Here is a 16,619-nt window from a genome sequence, read left to right as displayed (position 1 = left end):
ACGATAACAGGACAAAAATTAAACCAATATCCTCGCTGTTAACATATTTTTAACATCAATCGTAATCTTCGTCCTCGTCTGACTTTCTACCGCTTCCCACCCTCATGGTGTCCAAGTCGGTATATTTGTCTTCGTAATCATCTTTAATATCGTCTTTTAAATTGCCGTCATCGTCATAATCTGTGTCATCTTTGATTATTTTTTGAGCTTGTAAGTTTGTCATTCTAATCAAATAATACTTATCCTCAGTCTCGTATGGCAAGGCACTTACATTTTTTCCGTCTTTGTCGGTAAATCTAATCAGATGGTCAGAAAATCCGTTTGGATAGAAAAGCTTTATCTGCTCCTGCATATCATCTGAAAGCTTTGCGTAATCTTTGATGGCCCTTGGTTTGTTCATTTTTGTACTTTTAGAAAAACAATATTTATATAATGTTCAGGTCTCGTTTGTTTTAATCCCGTGATTCTAAATAAAACACTAAAATCGTGCAAAAAATATTTGAACACCAAATATTTTTCAATTATTTATTTTCTTTTACGAGTTTAACAATAAAAAAGTTGTCTAAGTTTTTATTTTTCTACTTTTTATTCCTGATTGAAGTTCAAATTGGGATTATATTTGCAGAAAATAAAAGAGAATGAAACCAGTATACAAAGCACATCCATGGCATGGCATTTCGGTAGGGCCAGATGCCCCAGAAGTTGTCACGACCTTTATTGAGATCGTACCGTCAGACACCATTAAATACGAAATTGACAAAGAATCAGGCTTTCTTAAGATAGATAGACCGCAAAAATATTCCAATATCGTTCCTGCCTTGTATGGATTTATTCCTCAAACCTACTGTGGAGACAAAGTGGCAGAGTTTGCTAGAGAAAAAGGAGCCACAGCAATTAAAGTGGGCGATGGGGACCCACTAGATATTTGTGTTTTGTCTTCACATCATATACCTCATGGTGATATTTTGTTGCAAGCAAGGCCGATTGGTGGATTTTGTTTTATTGACAAAGGAGAAGCTGATGATAAAATTATAGCCGTACTTACGGGTGACCAAATTTATGGAAATTTCAACGATATCTCTGAATTACCAGGTGGAGTTGTTGAAAAATTGAAGCATTACTTTTTGACTTACAAGAATTTACCTGGCGAACCTCAGCATTGTGAGATTGCCTATGAATATGGCAAGGAAGGGGCAGGAGAGGTTATTAAGAAATCAATGGAAGATTATAGGGATTTGATTTTTAATCCATTGAAATAAAAAAAAGGAGCATTTGCTCCTTTTTTTATTTGTTTTGTTCCGACTAAAACTTATTTTTTGTTCAAAACTTTCTTTACCGCATCTATTGTTCTCGCGACGTTCGGCAAGGTAGCTTCTATTAAGGTAGGAGCGTAGTGTAAAGGAATATCCATGTTGTTAACTCTAATAACTGGAGCATCCAAATAGTCAAATGCATATCTCTGAAGATGATAAGTTATTTCGGAAGAGATAGCAGCTAAAGGCCAAGCTTCTTCCACCACCACACATCTGTTTGTTTTCTTTACTGAATCTATAACTGTTTGGTAATCAATTGGTCTGACTGTTCTCAAATCTATTAATTCAACGCTTATGCCTTCTTTTGTCAACTCCTCAATAGCTGGCAAAACTACTCTTGGGATCATTTTTCCAAAAGAAACAATCGTCACATCCTTGCCTTCTTGAATCACATTTGCTTTACCTATTGGTAATATGTACTCACCGTCAGGAATCATTCCTTTGTCGCCGTACATTTGCTCAGACTCCATAAAAATTACAGGGTCATTGTCTCTGATAGAAGCCTTCAATAGACCTTTGCACTCGTAAGGACTTGACGGTACTACCACCTTCAAACCAGGTGTATTGGCAAACCAATTCTCGAAATTTTGAGAGTGTTGAGCTCCCAGTTGGCCTGCATTGCCTGTAGGGCCTCTAAAAACTATAGGACAAGAATATTGTCCTGCAGACATGGCCATTATTTTAGCCGCACTGTTTATAATTTGATCTATTGCTACAAGTGAAAAGTTGAAAGTCATGAACTCAATAATAGGACGACATCCATTGATAGCCGCACCTACACCAATACCTGCAAAACCCAACTCGGCAATCGGGGTGTCAATAACTCTTTTAGGCCCAAACTCGTCCAACATACCTTGGCTAGCTTTGTAAGCACCATTGTATTCGGCTACTTCCTCACCCATTAAGAATATTGTCTCATCACGACGCATCTCTTCTGACATGGCCTCCTTTACAGCATCTCTAAATTGAATTTCTCTCATTTTTGGCTTATAAATAAATTAATTTCGGGTAAAGTCCCCAAATGGTTTACAAAAATAGTAAGCTATTGTCAATTTTCGAAATCTATTTCTACAATTGAGCTAATTCGTTAGCTATTTTTGGAAAATAATTATCATTTATTTGATAATGTCTACGGAAAACAAACTGGTCTCAGAGCCAATTGTTTTAAAACCAACATTTTGAGAAAACAGAGACAGAAATAAATTATCCAATAATCTTTATTATGGAAATTACCGGCCTTTTTATTTACCCCATTAAATCCCTCGGCGGTATTTCGCTACAAAGTTCTACAGTAGAAATAAGAGGATTGAAATACGATAGACGATGGATGCTTATTGATGAAAACAATCGTTTTTTGTCGCAACGAGAGCTTCCCGTTTTATCAAGGTTTGCAATGACATTAAGTGAAGAATGTCTAATTGTTACAAACACTTTAAACAAAGAGCAAATAAACATTCCACTTGAGATTGAATCGAATCAATATAAAAAAGTGCAAATATGGGAAGATGAAGTGTTGGCTACCCTTGGTCCGCCCGAAATAAACCTATGGTTTAGCAATCAAATCGGGCGAAAGGTAGAATTGGTTTATCAGCCTAACGAATCAATCCGGCCTATCGATCCAGATTATTCGGTAACAGGCAAAGAGCACACCAGTCTGTCTGACGGTTATCCAGTTCTAATTATTAGTGAGGGCTCTCTTGATTATCTGAACTCCGTTTGTCCAGAATACATCCCAATGGAAAGATTCAGGCCCAATATCGTTGTCAAAAATATTGAAGCCTTTCATGAGGATAAGCTAAAAAAGATCAAAATTAATGATGTTGAGCTTTATGGAGTAAAACCTTGTGCCAGATGTAATGTACCCAATTTAAATCCCGATTCTCTAAAGTTTTCAAATGAGCCTTCTTTAACATTATCAAAAATCAGAAAATTTGGCAACAAGATATTGTTTGGTCAGAACTTGGTTGTTCACAACGTAGGTAAAGTTAACGTTGGAGATAAAATATCAGTTGTAGACTAGTGCTAAAAACCAAGTATTACTAATAGATTATCGACTTTCAAGAAAAAATATAGATTAGGATAATCACTTATTCAAAAGTATATTGTTATTCATACATTTGTATAGTTTTGGCCTAAAAAGCTGCGGTTTTCTATCGGGACATTAGAAAATTTTATTCTGTGGTTAATAAAAAATGAATTTTAGGCCTCAAAAAGCAATTTACAAGACCCTTGAATTGATATATATCAATTTTTTTTAAGTTTTTTTCTGAATAATTTTTCTTTGAAAAAAAGTTATTAAACGGATACGTCATTTTACAGTGTTCTAAAAATGAGATATTTGTGATTGTTTTTGTCTTCAAAAAATGTAAAAAAATGGATATTATATCGAACAATTTTCCAACTTTTTGCGAAATTTTTAAAAAAATGTTTTTGTTTTTTTTTTTGATTTAAAAAAAAGGATTACTTTTGTAATGTCATCAGCAAGAGCTGGACATGTAAAGAAAGAAATAAGATATTTAAGATAAAAGTTGTGTGGATTTAGTAGCGGGAAAGGCTGGAACATTTGTTCCAGTCCTTTTTTTTTGTATATTATTCAGTTTTTCTCTGTTATAATTCTACCCAAGATTCGATTTTTATTTCACTTGTTATTTTATTTAGATTACTTCGATTGATCAGATTCAAAAAAGATCAAATTTATTAAGGACTACTCACTGCTATTGTGTTTCTACCGTCAAAATCATTGTTTTTTTTAATCCGAAATAAAAAATGAAGATTACCTATTTGAGATTTCTGTAAACAAAAAAAAAGACTCCTAAATTTCTTTAGGAGCCTTCTGTACCCGGAGCCGGAGTCGAACCGGCACGAGTGTAACCTCATTGGTGTTTGAGACCAACGCGTCTACCAATTCCGCCATCCGGGCGTGTCTTCGTGTTGGGAGTGCAAAAGTAGAATATGATTTTTAAGAGTCCAAGTTTTCAAGCATTATTTTTTGAAATATTTTTGAATTAATTTCTTCAAATACATCACGAAATGGTCTTATTCGTATCTTAGGGACTCAATAGGATCAAGTTTAGATGCTTTATATGCAGGATAATAGCCTGATAATAAACCGACTATTACGCACACTACCAAACCAAGTAAAATCCAGTTCCAAGGTACTACAAAACTACCACCTCCAGTCATGAAAAACGATACCACATTGCCAGCTGCAATACCTAAAAATACCCCAGCAAGCCCACCGATGATACAGATCACGATGGCTTCTATCAAAAACTGTAACCTTATTTTTGTTGGAGAGGCTCCAAGAGCTTTTCTAATACCTATTTCACGGGTTCTTTCTGTTACCGATACCATCATAATGTTCATAAGAGCTATAGAGGCTCCAAGAAGGGTTATGATGGAAATTCCGAAGCCTCCAATTCTTAAATAGCCTGTTACTTCGTTTAAGTCATTTAAAAGTGCGTCTGAACGTTCTATTTTAAAGGAATCTTCATCATAAACTTTATCTCCCCTCACAATTCGCATTACCGAAGTAGCCTCTGCTAAGGTATAGTCCAAATCTATGGCATCAGGCACCGAGGTGGTAATTTGGTATGAGAATACTCCATTTTGGTCAAAATTTCTAGCAACTTCAAGTGGTATGATAGTAACTCTGTCGTCATCACCACCAGTTATACTTCCTTTCTTTTCCAAAACACCGGCGATATTGAATTTTTCACCCATCAATGTGATATTCTTTCCAATAGGGCTTACTTCTGGAAAAAACTTCTGAGCTACTTCAAAACCAATCAGAACCATTTTATTGGAATAGAATCTATCATTTTCAGAAATATTTCTTCCGGATTGAATCTTATAACCCTTCAAGTTCAGATAGTTTTCGTCAGCACCAACAACTATAATATTCGGGTTTGATTTCTCTGTTTCATACTTCACGGTTTCGCCTTGAGAGGCAAAAGTATAAATACTCACAATGGCTTTGGTTTTCTTGGAGAAACTTTCTTTGTAATCCAAGGCTTGGCGAAAATAAATAGGCTTTGGTTGTTTTTTTACAATACCTCTTCGGCGTCTACCATTATTTTGCTCCACTTTTATGTCAAAGGTATTCACCCCAAGCCCCTCGAAACTCTTATTTACAGAGCCTTGCATACCTTCGATTGCCGTTAGAATGCCCACTAACGACATTATACCAAATGTTATGATTGCGGCGGTAAGCACTGTTCTGAGCAGATTGGATTTGATCGACCTTAGGCCTTCAGATATATTCTCTTTTAAATTCATATTTTTTGTTCTAAATCTTTGGAATTATTTTTGAATAAAGGCTATTCAAAAACATACTAAAACAATAATTCTGAGGTATTTTTGTTTTTAATGCAAATTACAATATTCGTAAATAATTAAACAAGCCAATGAGGAAAGCCATTTTGCCGTTTATCATTTTTTTGACATTCAGCAGTCGAATATTCGCAAATCAGGTGTTCATTCCGATGGACGAAAGTCAAAAGAACCACCTAAAAGCCTATGGATTGGCATTTTGGGTATTGAAAAATTACGATACGGAAATTGACTGGTTGCTTAACTACCGTGGTGGAAGTTTTATGTTTCCGGCCAGTCAATCTTTCATAAACGAATGTGTAATAAGAGGCATAAGTTATGATGTAATATCAGAGGCTGACGCAGCTGGCATTATAAAATTGGTAAAAAACCCTGATGTAAACATGGATGCAGTCAAGCTCCAGAAAGCTCCAAAAATAGCTGTTTATACCCCAAAAAGTGCCCAACCTTGGGACGATGCCGTTACCTTGGCTCTTAATTATGCAGAAATAAGCTTCGATAAAGTCTACGACGATGAGGTCATGAGCGGAAAATTGCCTGAGTACGACTGGCTACATCTGCACCACGAAGATTTTACTGGGCAGTATGGTAAGTTCATTCGTATGAAAAGTGCAGCCTGGTATCAAGAACAGAAACGAGAGGTGGAAAGCATAGCCCAGAAATTTGGGTATTCAAAAGCTTCAGAACTAAAAGGAGCTGTAGCGAAAAAAGTCAGCGAGTTTGTTCTTGGCGGTGGATACATGTTTGCTATGTGCAACGCCACAGATACTTATGAGGTGGCGTTAGCAGCACAAGGTATTGATATTGTGGAGTCGGTTTATGACGGTGACGGCTCTGATCCGCAGGCCAACTCAAAGCTTAACTTTGACAGAACATTTGCCTTTAAAAATTTTACTTTGGAGCCAGATCCATACGAAGTGGAATTTTCCGACATTGATAATCAGCCTGGAGAAAGAGGAGTTACCGAATCCAACGATTATTTCACTTTGTTCGAATTTTCGGCTAAATATGATCCTGTTCCCACTATGCTCACACAAAACCATCAGAATCTTATCAAAGGATTTATGGGCCAAACAACAGCCTTTAAGAAACAATACATAAAATCGGAGGTACTGGTTTTGGCTGAAAACAGACTTTCAAACGAGGCCAGATACATTCATGGAACCGCAGGCAAGGGGTTTTATACTTATTACGGAGGTCATGATCCGGAAGATTATCAACACTTAGTAAATGAAGAACCCACAGATCTAAATTTACATCCCAATTCGGCAGGTTACAGACTTATCCTGAATAACGTATTATTTCCAGCTGCTAAGAAAAAGAAACTGAAAACGTAATTTACTATTTCTGTAATTTGAATATAACGGATTTAGGGGTATTCGGCATTAAATTATTTTTTATCAGAATGGCCCAGATTTTTGTCTGGAGCAATAAAATCTCTAATTAGCTGTTTGATCACTTTGGGTTCTGCAAAACCGCCATAAGTTTTTCGGTCGAAGACTATGGTGTCTTCGACCGAAATTATAAAACTACCTGATGAAGGGCTGGGTTTGAGACTCATCAGCTCTATTTCTTCCTCAAAAGTCACGAGCAATTCCTGGGCAAGCCAAGCTGCACGCATCATCCAGTTACATTTGGGGCAATATTCTATTGTTATTTTATGCTTCATTTAGTTATTCTTAAAAATAGATTTAATACAAAAAATCTAGGGTTTGAATGATTCTCTTGTTCTGGTTTGTACTATTTTAAAGTTTCCATGTAGGTGACTAAATTTCTCAATTCGGATTCATTAAGGGCAAATTTTGGCATAAGAGATTCAGCTTTTTGTTCAATTTTAGAAACATCCTTAAGTTTCAGAATATTTATGCTTGCACTTCCTGGATATTTCACAATGAGGTCTATTTCTGTTTTTGAGGTTACAATTGCCTGTATAACATCTCCATTTTTCATGGTTATTTGTTGGGTTTCATAACCAAAACCAATACCCTCACTTGGGTTTATGACGGCATTTAAGAGTCCTTGTTTGCTGAGTTTATTACCAATTAAAGAGAGAGATGGACCAAAATCAATCCCTGAGTTTTTGGCGACATGACAAGTAATACAATAGGTTTCGAAAACTTCCTTACCAGCCGCTTGGTCTCCGCCCGACTTCAAAATATTATCAATATTGATGGTTTGACCTCCGGAAGTAGCTATAATTTTGTTCACTTCGTTTCTTATATCTCCATGCCAAGTCCGTTTCAAAATATTCAAAGCTGTCTCTACATATTCTGCGGGTATTTTTTTTGATTTAAATTGCTCCCAAAGCACTTCCTCTGATTCCCAGCCACCCATTTCGTTGAGGGCTAACAATCGTAATTCCTCTTTGTATTTAGGATTTCCGTAAATTTTTACCAATTCCTTGGCAATGGTCACATTGTCCACATTACCATACTTGTCAATGGCATTTTTAGCATTTTTTGGATTGGTCAGCTCTAATAATAAGCCTTTTACTCCGTGTAATTTGACATTTACCCTTCCAGCTTCGGACGCTACCTGCCTATCGGTAGAATTCAAAGTCAAATTATGCAAACGGGCAAATTGGGTTTTAACATTAAATTTGTCAACTAAGTCAATAAAATCAAGGTCATTTTTTATTCCAGCCAAAAGCTTTGGAAATTCTACTTTAAAGCTTGCATTGTTCTGGATAGTGGTTTGGTCCAAAAGTTTAAAAATTGTTACTTTCTCTACGTCAGATTTGGATTTCTTTATTAAACCAAAAAGAACATCATTTTTATTAGCTCCTTTTTGGAAATCAAAGGCTCGGTAGTATTTCCATTTTGATTCGAGAGGTTCATTTTGAATGATTTCTGAGAGGTATTCCATAGTTTTGGCACCTCTACTTCTCCAAATCAACTCCTTTACATGAGGCTTTTGCAGCCAATTTTGACCTTCTTTGGCCCGAAGAAGTTCAAGCGAATTATCCCAGTCTTGATTTGCGGCTATACCAAGGGCCTCTAAAAACCAACGGTCATTTCCTTTGTAATCCGAAGCCAATTTTGCCCAAATATCGGCGTAGTTTTTATGTCTCAAAGCCAAGGCAATCTCTCTACGAACCTGTATGGATGGATCGGCTGACATTTCTTTCAAAAACTCGTAAGGGTTCTTAAAGTATTGTCTGGCCATTCTGACAGATAAAACTCTTAAATCCTCGTTTGGACTTTCAGCGGCATGATTTACCCAAAGACTATTTTGTTCTGCCAAAAGCCAATACGCACGAGCGGCCATATTCGGTTTTCCTGATTGTATTAACTCTTTAAGCGAACTTTCGGCCTTTGAACCCATATTTTTTAAAGAATTGAAAGCTAGGTATCGAACGGCTTGATTGGGGCTTTGAAGTGCTTGAGCTGCTCCTGAGGCCGTAGAATAGTCGTAAGTTGGTGTTTTGTATTTTACGCCTTTAGGAGCTATTCTATAAATTCTACCTCTGAGAGAATCGCCCATGGCGTGTCCACCAACACCTGGATCGTACCAGTCAGACACAAACAAAGAACCGTCTGGAGCCACTGTAATATCCGATGGACGGAACCATTTATCTCTTTTAGAACCGTCTAAAATGTTTAAGACAGAAGCCGAGAATCCCGCACCATTTTTAACAGTTGGGTAGGCACGAACTATATTTGGCCCAGCATCGCAGTGAATAATTTGATTTTGGTATTTGGCAGGTAGGAGTGAGCCTTCATAAAAAATAATACCCGTTGGGGAACCAGCATAAGTCTGGAGCAAATTTGGTACTACACCAGGATCATTGAGGTGCCAGTGTTTTTTATAAACCGAATCTTCCATGTTGGTCCTTCTAACACGCCAGTCGGCTCCAGTCATTTCGTCTTTGAAGCCGTAGTTGCCATAATCCATGACGTAGTTAATCCTTGTGCTTCGGTTTCCGTCATCATCGTTATCCGATTGCCACATTTTACCATAGCTATCCAAGGCGAGTTCATAATTATTTCTAAAATTCCAAGCCAATGGTTCAAGGTTGGTGCCATCTTCGTCGGATCTGAACACCATACCCTCTCGGTAAGGTTTCCCATCTCCCGTTATAACTTGTTTTTTATCGTCAAGAAAAGCCTTTCCCTCTTTAGAAATAAGCGTATTTCCTGAGTTTCCAAAGTTAAAGTAAAGTTTTCCGTCAGGTCCAAAAACAAAAGCGTGCATTCCATGGTCGTGCTGTAAACCGCCAATGCCCGAGAATAGAATTTCTTTTTTATCTGGAATGTCGTCCCCATTTTCGTCTGTGAAGACAAATACATTTGGGCTACAAGAAACATAAATTTTGTTTCCTAAAACAGCAATTCCGAGTGCCGCATTAATGTCTTCTCCTTGATAGAATACTTTAGATTTGTCGGCTTTTCCGTCCTTGTCAGTATCTTCCATAATCAAAATCCTATCACCTTTGGCATTGTAAGGATTTCTTGGGTTCAGGGTGTTCCTATAGTTGTAAGCTTCACATATCCAGACTCTTCCCTTGGCGTCAATGTCCATATTAGTAGGGTTGGTCATCATGGGTTCCGAAGCAAAAAGGGTGATTTCGAGCTCAGGATCGAATAATTCTATGCCGTCAAGTGCATGTTCGACACTTCTTTTTTCAGAGTCCGTCAATTTAGCATAATCTTCGGCTGAAAGTGGTTCTTTTTGATCTGATAAAAATGAGCACAGCGATAACGCCAACAAAATGGTTATTCTTTTCATAAAAGGTTGAATTTTAAAAACTAAAACGGATGATTTATAAAAACTGATTTCAGAATTTATAAAGGTTTTGACCAGTTAAATATAAGGCTTTTGGATTTATTCTTTTAACAAAAAGTAACCTTTTTAAGTTATATTCATCATAATCTGGTGAATTTGCATCAAAACTGTTGATTTGGATCATTCCGGACGAATGTATGAAGGATTTGTTGCCAGCCCAAATGCCGACATGTGTTACTTTAAAGGTAGTTGTGTTTCCAAAAAACAATAAATCTCCTTTTTGAAGCATTGAAAAGTCATTCTCAATACTTACTGGGTCGCCAATGAGGGCTTGCTGAGATGCATCCCTTGGCAATAAGAGACCAGAAGCGAAAAAAGCCATTCGGGTAAAACCGCTGCAATCGGCCCCTTTGAACGAAGTGCCACCCCACAAATAGGGTATTCCAAGCATTTTTCTGCCGTTTTCGACAATCTTTTCACCGCTATTTTGTCTATCTTTTAACCAATCCTTAGACGATTGTAAATTATCTGTACTCACAAATCCGTGCTTTCCGTCAGGAAAAATAACCTCTGTGAAACGGCCACTCTTAGCTGCAAAAACTAATAGATTGCCGAAACTTACGTCTCTTACCGAATAAGCTTTTGAGGTAGTATCACTCATTGCAAATCCAGAGGGATTAACGTATATTACTTTTTCCTTATTCTTGAAATTCACATATTCGGTTTCTGAAAATTGCTTGATAGTTGAGCCCTCTATCCAACCGATGTAATCATCAGGACATTGTACCCGATACCAGCCTCTAGTTTTTTCTAAAACCAACAAAGGCATGCCCAGAAGTACTTGTGAGGCTAATTCAGCAGACTCCTCTGGTTTTGACCTTAAGTTTGCCACTGAGACATTCACCACCGCATTTTTTTCGAAATTTCTGTTTGAAATGGGGAGTACTAAAACTGAATCCTTGACGTTTTCATTCTTGATGATAGAAAGTAAAGCATCCTTTGCTTCCCTTAGATTGGTTTTTCCTACAATTGCGTTGGTATTCGGACTATAAGTTATTTCGAATATGGCTGTACGTTTGTCGGGTGCATAAATCTTCCTTATTTTCTCAATATGCTCCTCGTATTGAGCATTGGCACAATAACTTAAAGATAAAAGAACAATTAAGGTTATTTTTTTCATTTCCAGCCTTGAGCCACAATTTTAGTTTTTTCGCCGGAATTCAACACCAACCAGTTTTCCTTTTCTTTGGTTACAAATCCAATGGGAGTTATTTCTGGTATGGCTTTGATTTTCTCAAAATCTGCCTGTTTGAAAGTCATAAGGAGCTCATAATCCTCTCCACCACTGATAATGCTGGCAATGGGGTTTAGATTAAATTCTGTGCAGGTTTCCAGCGTAATATTCTCAATAGGGAAATTTTCAAAAAAGACCGTAAACCCAACCCCAGAGTGCTTTGAGAGATGAAGGATTTCAGAGGCTAAACCATCCGAGATATCAATCATGGAAGTCGGAACTACACCTATTTCGTTTAAATCATGAATAATATCTGTTCTGCCTTCAGGCTTCAGTTGCCTGCCAACTACGTAAGTTTTGTCATCTATTTTAGGTTGCATATTGGGATTACCCAAAAACTCTTGCTTTTCCCTTTCTAGCACCTGCAATCCTAAATAAGCAGCACCCAAGTCACCAGTAACGCAAACTATGTCGTTTTCACCTGCACCCGACCTATAAACTATTTTATCTTTTTCAACTTCACCGATTGCTGTAACTGAAATTACCAAACCCGCTCTACTAGATGATGTATCGCCACCCACAAGGTCAATATGATAGGCTTCGCAAGCTAAATTTACACCTTCATAAAATTCGTCTACAGCCGCCAAATCAAATCTATTACTGATGGCAATTGAAACCGTTATTTGTTTAGGAGTGCCATTCATGGCAGCAATATCCGAAACATTTATAGCCACAGCCTTGTAGCCCAGATGCTTTAGCGGGGTATAAGTCAGGTCAAAGTGTACGCCTTCAAGCAACATGTCTGTACTCACAAGTGTGTAGGTTTTGCCGTTATCAATTACTGCTGCGTCATCACCTATGCCTAATTTTGTATTGTTGCTGTCGTATAAAACAGCAGTGCTTTTTATTCTGTCTATAAGACCAAACTCACCTAAACTTTCAATTGATTCTTTTTCCATGCTACAAAATTAGGCTTTTAGACCCTATATACAAAAAAAAGGTGTCTCTTTCGAAACACCTCTGAATTGATATTTTTACTTAAATACTTTTAGTTAGTTACCAAAGTGTACGTATTGGTTGTATTTCCTGTTTTTGGATAAGGTGTAGTACCTGTCAGTACCAAATTTTTACCTTCATCTGATAACGAAGTTATTGTAAACTCAAGATTTCCTCCAGTGCCAGTTGGCTGTGGAGTAAGCCCTTTGATAGATAAGGTTGTGGCCGTAACACTATAAGTACCAGTGTAAGTGCCACCATCAATTTCTCTTATCGTGACAGCAGGTGGAGCTGAAAGGTCTAATCTATAAGTACTGTAGCCTGGTTTAACGTTGGAAGTTCCACCTGTTTTGTAAACTTCAGTAGAATTTTCTTTAACCGAAGCGGCAGTCCAAACCTTTGCAATTCTTTCAGAAACTGGTGGCACTTTTGGTCCGCAAGAACTGATCACCAACACTCCGAAAGCAAATAGGGTAGATAAAAGTACCTTTCTGTTCATTTTAAAATTGTTTTCTTTATAAAACGTAAATATATCTTGATTCGTTGTATTAGTCAAAAAAAATGCCAAATTTTCTCACAAAAACATTTCGGGTTTATCAATTGTATTACTTTTGAAAATAAAAACAATAGACTTGGAATTAAAGGAAATTAATAAAAGAACATTAGCACTTAGAAATGGAACTGATAAGCCAGAGATTTGGGTAGCTTATAATGGTTTGGTTTTCGATGTTTCTGAGTCTCGACTGTGGAAAAATGGCAAACATTATGAGCATTGGGCTGGACAAGACCTGACCGATGAACTAAAAGATGCCCCTCACACAGCAGGTGTTTTTGACAAAATGAAAGTAGTTGGAAAATTAATAGATTAAGATGAAACTTTTAGATACACTAATTTTATTCGGAAGTATTGGCTTTTTGGTCATTTGGGTAGACCAATTTATTTACAAAAGTGTGCCTTTTTCTGATACTTATTTTTGGCTCATGTTAGGCTTGGGTGGTGTTATGCTGGCCATGTACAGAAGAGGCATTCAGAAATTAAAGGATAATCAAGGGAAGAAAAAGTAAGCTGTCGATAAGCCAACGATAATTGTTTTTGAACTTTGGTGCAGCTGCTACAATCAATGAAGTAACCAAAGAAATAGTAACTAACACAAAACCAAGTAGATTGGGGTAGTTTATTTGGTTTGAAAAAAAGAAAATTACAACAAAAATATTGAGTGCGGTTATATAGTTAATTACCTTTCTAGTATTTCTAATTCCAATTTTTTTGCAAATATTCTCCTCAGATTCGTTCTCCAAGAATTCAAAAAATGAAAATGAAAAGGTATTTTGAATCGTAATTCCGAAAAACATTAACCCTAATATCCACGAACTGAGGCTTATGCTAGAATCAAGCACAAATGGCACCCCAACTACCGCCAAGGTATAGATGAAGGGCATAAAGATTTCTTTCAGATACGGGAATTTAGGTGAAATAAAATAAAGATAAAAACCTGCTAAAATGATTATAAAGAAACCATAAATAATCAGATTTAGTGGTTGAAAAAAGATAATAACGACTGAAATTGATACAGCAGCAATCATCAATATCTGCAAAATGAATTGATTGTCGTAATGGAATTTATGTCTGTCAGTGCTGATTTCGGGTTTAGAAATATTGTCTTTCAATCTATCCAAAACATAAATTGCCCAGCAGGTAAGTCCAAGCTGGGCAAGAGATAAAAAATCATGAAAAGGCTGATTGTTAGGAAGTTTATAAAAAGCCACAAAACAAACCATTGTGGCTGCCACTACATTGAGGTTGGATAATACAATGACACCCAATATTTTTTTCAACACTTTCAAAATCATGCTTTCTGCTAAAATCTGACCCAAAAGTATCAATCATTTTCAATAAAGTCCTTTATGGCCTGGTTATATTTCTCCGGTTCCTCTAGTGGCCCGGTATGACCGGCACCTTCAATTATCATCAGTTTGGCATTGGGAATATTTTCCGCTAGATACTCAGATTTTTCAACAGGACAAGGTATGTCATCTTGACCGACTAACACCAAGGTTTTGCATTTGATATTTGGTAAATGATATTCCGTTGAAAATCGTGTAATTACCCCTTCAGTTGCTTTTACTATCAAATACCTGTTATTTTCTTTCAGTTTCTTTAAGAAAAAATCATACTGGTCAGATCTGGTTTTGTCTTGCAAAAACTTTTTTCCGAACATGAGATTCATTATAGATTTTTCAACTGGCCAGTAACCAACCGTTTTAACCATATTATTCAGCATTTTGTATTTCGAAATGCTCTCCAATGTTTCTGCATCTGTGGTAGACTCCATTAGAATTAGTTTTTTTACCAAGTCTGGTCTTTTGGCAGCCAAAGCTATTCCAACATAACCACCCATAGATAAGCCTGCAAATATTACAGGCTTACCTACAAGTGTTTCTATAATTTCCACTGTATCGTCAAAAAGACTATCCAGATCATATTTCCCATTTTTAGCAGTTGTACCTCCTTGTCCCCTAAAGTCGTAGGCCAAAATGCGATATCTAGATTTTAGGAAAGATACTTGGTTATGAAACATCCAATGGCTCCACAAAAGACCATGAGCAAAAACAATTGTCTCTTTTCCATCACCCTCCAAAATATAGTTACATGAGGCATTTTTGAGTTCAATAATCGGCATATTTTTTTAGTTAGAGTATATTTCGCTTCTCAAAGGTATAGCAAAGTTATAATCCCCGTTTTGAAGTTTTGCTCTTATTTTTTTGAAAGCCTCTATGGTGTAATCAACATCCTCATAGGTATGCATAGAAGTTGGAATCAATCTTAACATTACAACACCCTTATTTACAACGGGATATATAACTACTGAACAAAAAATACTCAAATTTTCTCTTAAGTCTATAATCATATTTCCTACTTCGTTTTGAGTAAAATCTTTGTTAAAATACACTGGTGTAACATGACTGTTAGTAGTTTCAAGATTAAATCCTTCTGCTTTTAGTCCGTTTTGTAAACGCATGGCAATATCCCAAAGTCTATGTCTAAACTGCGGATTTTCTCTCAAAACTTCGAGCCTTTTTATACCACCAAGCACATAACCCATAGGTAAAGCTTTGGCGTAAATTTGAGACCGAACATTATACCTCAGATATTTAACCACCTCAGCACTTGCACCCACAAATGCACCCATTGCTGACATGGCCTTGGTAAATGTGGCAAAATAAATATCTACATCAGCCTGACATTGAAAGTGTTCTAGAGTTCCTTTTCCGTTTTCCCCCAAAACACCAAAGCCGTGAGCGTCATCGACAAGAAGTTTAAAGTTAAAGTTTTCTTTTAGCTTGACAATTTCGTCAATTTTGCCAATTTGGCCCGTCATACCAAAAACTCCCTCCGTTATGACCAAAATTCCGCCACCATTTTGAGCTGAAAGCTTCGTGGCCCGTTTCAGGTTGAGTTCAAGGCTGGCCATATCATTGTGGTTAAATCTGTAATACGCACCGCCCTTGGCTTTATGCAGCCTAATTCCGTCTATCAAACAGGCATGACAATCGCCATCGTAAACAATCACGTCTCGGTGATCCACCAACGATTCTATCACAGACATAATGCCTTGGTAACCAAAATTCATCAAGAAAGCGTCTTCATAACCTGAAAAATCTGCTAAGTCTCTTTCAAACTTTTCATGATAGTGTGAGTTAGCACTCATCATCCTTGATCCCATCGGATAGCTCAGCCCAAACTTATCAACTGCGTCAGAGTCTGTCTTTCGAACCGCTGGGTGGTTTGAAAGCCCCAAATAGTTGTTTAATGACCAATTCAAGATTTTATTCCCATTAAAGGTCATGTAAGGCCCTATGTCTCCTTCGAGGATAGGATAACTGAAATAATGGTGGCCAAAATGCGAAATGGCACCAAGAGGACCGAGGTCCTTTTGAATTTTGTCAAAGATGGATACTCCCATTTTTTTTCTTTTTTATGGTGAAAAATATGAGAGAGCGTCTTTTAAATTATTAAA

The 16,619-nt window shown here is 37.0% G+C and carries 16 protein-coding genes and 1 tRNA gene; 5 read left to right on the top strand and 12 right to left on the bottom strand.

Annotated features, from left to right (window positions below; translation table 11 throughout):
* Positions 1-55: 55 nt before the first annotated feature.
* Positions 56-400: a hypothetical protein gene (locus EGI31_RS20000; RefSeq protein WP_255038933.1), complete on the bottom strand. Its 345-nt coding sequence runs from the start codon at positions 398-400 to the stop codon at positions 56-58.
* A 238-nt stretch (positions 401-638) separates the two neighbouring features.
* On the opposite strand from EGI31_RS20000, the gene EGI31_RS19995 reads away from it, so the two are divergent.
* Positions 639-1,259 (top strand): inorganic pyrophosphatase, encoded by a 621-nt coding sequence (locus EGI31_RS19995; RefSeq protein WP_255038932.1) that lies wholly within the window; start codon positions 639-641, stop codon positions 1,257-1,259.
* A 50-nt stretch (positions 1,260-1,309) separates the two neighbouring features.
* Here the strand turns inward: EGI31_RS19995 and EGI31_RS19990 are convergent, their stop codons facing one another.
* Positions 1,310-2,293 carry a pyruvate dehydrogenase complex E1 component subunit beta gene (locus EGI31_RS19990; RefSeq protein WP_255038931.1) on the bottom strand — a complete coding sequence of 328 codons (984 nt, stop codon included), beginning with the start codon at positions 2,291-2,293 and terminating at the stop codon, positions 1,310-1,312.
* A gap of 242 nt (positions 2,294-2,535) precedes the next feature.
* Here EGI31_RS19990 and EGI31_RS19985 point away from each other — a divergent pair, with 242 nt between their 5' ends.
* Entirely contained in the window at positions 2,536-3,333 is a 798-nt protein-coding gene (locus EGI31_RS19985; protein WP_255038930.1) for an MOSC domain-containing protein, read from the top strand.
* Positions 3,334-4,149: 816 nt separating this feature from the next.
* Here the strand turns inward: EGI31_RS19985 and EGI31_RS19980 are convergent.
* Together EGI31_RS19980 and EGI31_RS19975 are read right to left on the bottom strand one after the other, a co-directional pair.
* Positions 4,150-4,233: transfer RNA gene (locus tag EGI31_RS19980), tRNA-Leu, on the bottom strand.
* Positions 4,234-4,349: 116 nt separating this feature from the next.
* The gene (locus EGI31_RS19975) at positions 4,350-5,591 is read right to left on the bottom strand and encodes an ABC transporter permease (protein WP_255038929.1); all 1,242 of its coding nucleotides are present in this window, start codon (positions 5,589-5,591) and stop codon (positions 4,350-4,352) included.
* A 128-nt stretch (positions 5,592-5,719) separates the two neighbouring features.
* Between EGI31_RS19975 and EGI31_RS19970 the strand changes: the two genes are divergently transcribed.
* The gene (locus tag EGI31_RS19970) at positions 5,720-6,982 is read left to right on the top strand and encodes an asparagine synthetase B (RefSeq protein WP_255038928.1); all 1,263 of its coding nucleotides are present in this window, start codon (positions 5,720-5,722) and stop codon (positions 6,980-6,982) included.
* Positions 6,983-7,035: 53 nt separating this feature from the next.
* On the opposite strand, the gene EGI31_RS19965 is transcribed toward EGI31_RS19970, so the two are convergent.
* From EGI31_RS19965 to EGI31_RS19945, 5 genes are all read right to left on the bottom strand, one after another.
* Positions 7,036-7,314, bottom strand: a complete 279-nt coding sequence (locus EGI31_RS19965; RefSeq protein ID WP_255038927.1) for an Rdx family protein — start codon at positions 7,312-7,314, stop codon at positions 7,036-7,038.
* A gap of 71 nt (positions 7,315-7,385) precedes the next feature.
* Positions 7,386-10,373 carry a PVC-type heme-binding CxxCH protein gene (locus EGI31_RS19960; RefSeq protein WP_255038926.1) on the bottom strand — a complete coding sequence of 996 codons (2,988 nt, stop codon included), beginning with the start codon at positions 10,371-10,373 and terminating at the stop codon, positions 7,386-7,388.
* A gap of 49 nt (positions 10,374-10,422) precedes the next feature.
* A complete protein-coding gene (locus tag EGI31_RS19955) occupies positions 10,423-11,550 on the bottom strand; it encodes a C40 family peptidase (RefSeq protein WP_255038925.1) in 1,128 nt (375 codons plus the stop codon).
* A complete protein-coding gene (gene thiL / locus EGI31_RS19950) occupies positions 11,547-12,563 on the bottom strand; it encodes a thiamine-phosphate kinase (protein ID WP_255038924.1) in 1,017 nt (338 codons plus the stop codon). Before thiL ends, EGI31_RS19955 begins: the two co-directional genes overlap by 4 nt.
* A gap of 89 nt (positions 12,564-12,652) precedes the next feature.
* Complete coding sequence (locus EGI31_RS19945; protein ID WP_255038923.1) at positions 12,653-13,099, bottom strand: hypothetical protein; 447 nt, start codon at positions 13,097-13,099, stop codon at positions 12,653-12,655.
* A gap of 112 nt (positions 13,100-13,211) precedes the next feature.
* Here EGI31_RS19945 and EGI31_RS19940 point away from each other — a divergent pair, with 112 nt between their 5' ends.
* Entirely contained in the window at positions 13,212-13,469 is a 258-nt protein-coding gene (locus tag EGI31_RS19940) for a cytochrome b5 domain-containing protein (protein ID WP_255038922.1), read from the top strand.
* A gap of 1 nt (position 13,470) precedes the next feature.
* Positions 13,471-13,665: a hypothetical protein gene (locus tag EGI31_RS19935; RefSeq protein WP_255038921.1), complete on the top strand. Its 195-nt coding sequence runs from the start codon at positions 13,471-13,473 to the stop codon at positions 13,663-13,665.
* Here EGI31_RS19935 and EGI31_RS19930 read toward each other — a convergent pair.
* Genes EGI31_RS19930 through EGI31_RS19920 form a run of 3 tightly spaced genes read right to left on the bottom strand, consistent with a single transcriptional unit; the run spans position 13,636 to position 16,565 of the window.
* On the bottom strand, positions 13,636-14,451 hold the full coding sequence (locus EGI31_RS19930) for a hypothetical protein (RefSeq protein ID WP_255038920.1): 816 nt from the start codon (positions 14,449-14,451) through the stop codon (positions 13,636-13,638). The two genes, EGI31_RS19935 and EGI31_RS19930, sit on opposite strands and share 30 nt — an antisense overlap.
* Positions 14,452-14,480: 29 nt before the next feature.
* The gene (locus EGI31_RS19925) at positions 14,481-15,281 is read right to left on the bottom strand and encodes an alpha/beta fold hydrolase (protein ID WP_255038919.1); all 801 of its coding nucleotides are present in this window, start codon (positions 15,279-15,281) and stop codon (positions 14,481-14,483) included.
* Positions 15,282-15,287: 6 nt separating this feature from the next.
* A complete protein-coding gene (locus EGI31_RS19920) occupies positions 15,288-16,565 on the bottom strand; it encodes an aminotransferase class I/II-fold pyridoxal phosphate-dependent enzyme (protein ID WP_255038918.1) in 1,278 nt (425 codons plus the stop codon).
* Positions 16,566-16,619 lie beyond the last annotated feature (54 nt).

This window comes from Lacihabitans soyangensis, assembly GCF_024343775.1.
GTDB classification, from domain to species: domain Bacteria; phylum Bacteroidota; class Bacteroidia; order Cytophagales; family Spirosomataceae; genus Leadbetterella; species Leadbetterella soyangensis.
Note: the sequence above shows the minus strand (reverse complement) of the source record. Positions and strands in the feature narration are given on the sequence as shown.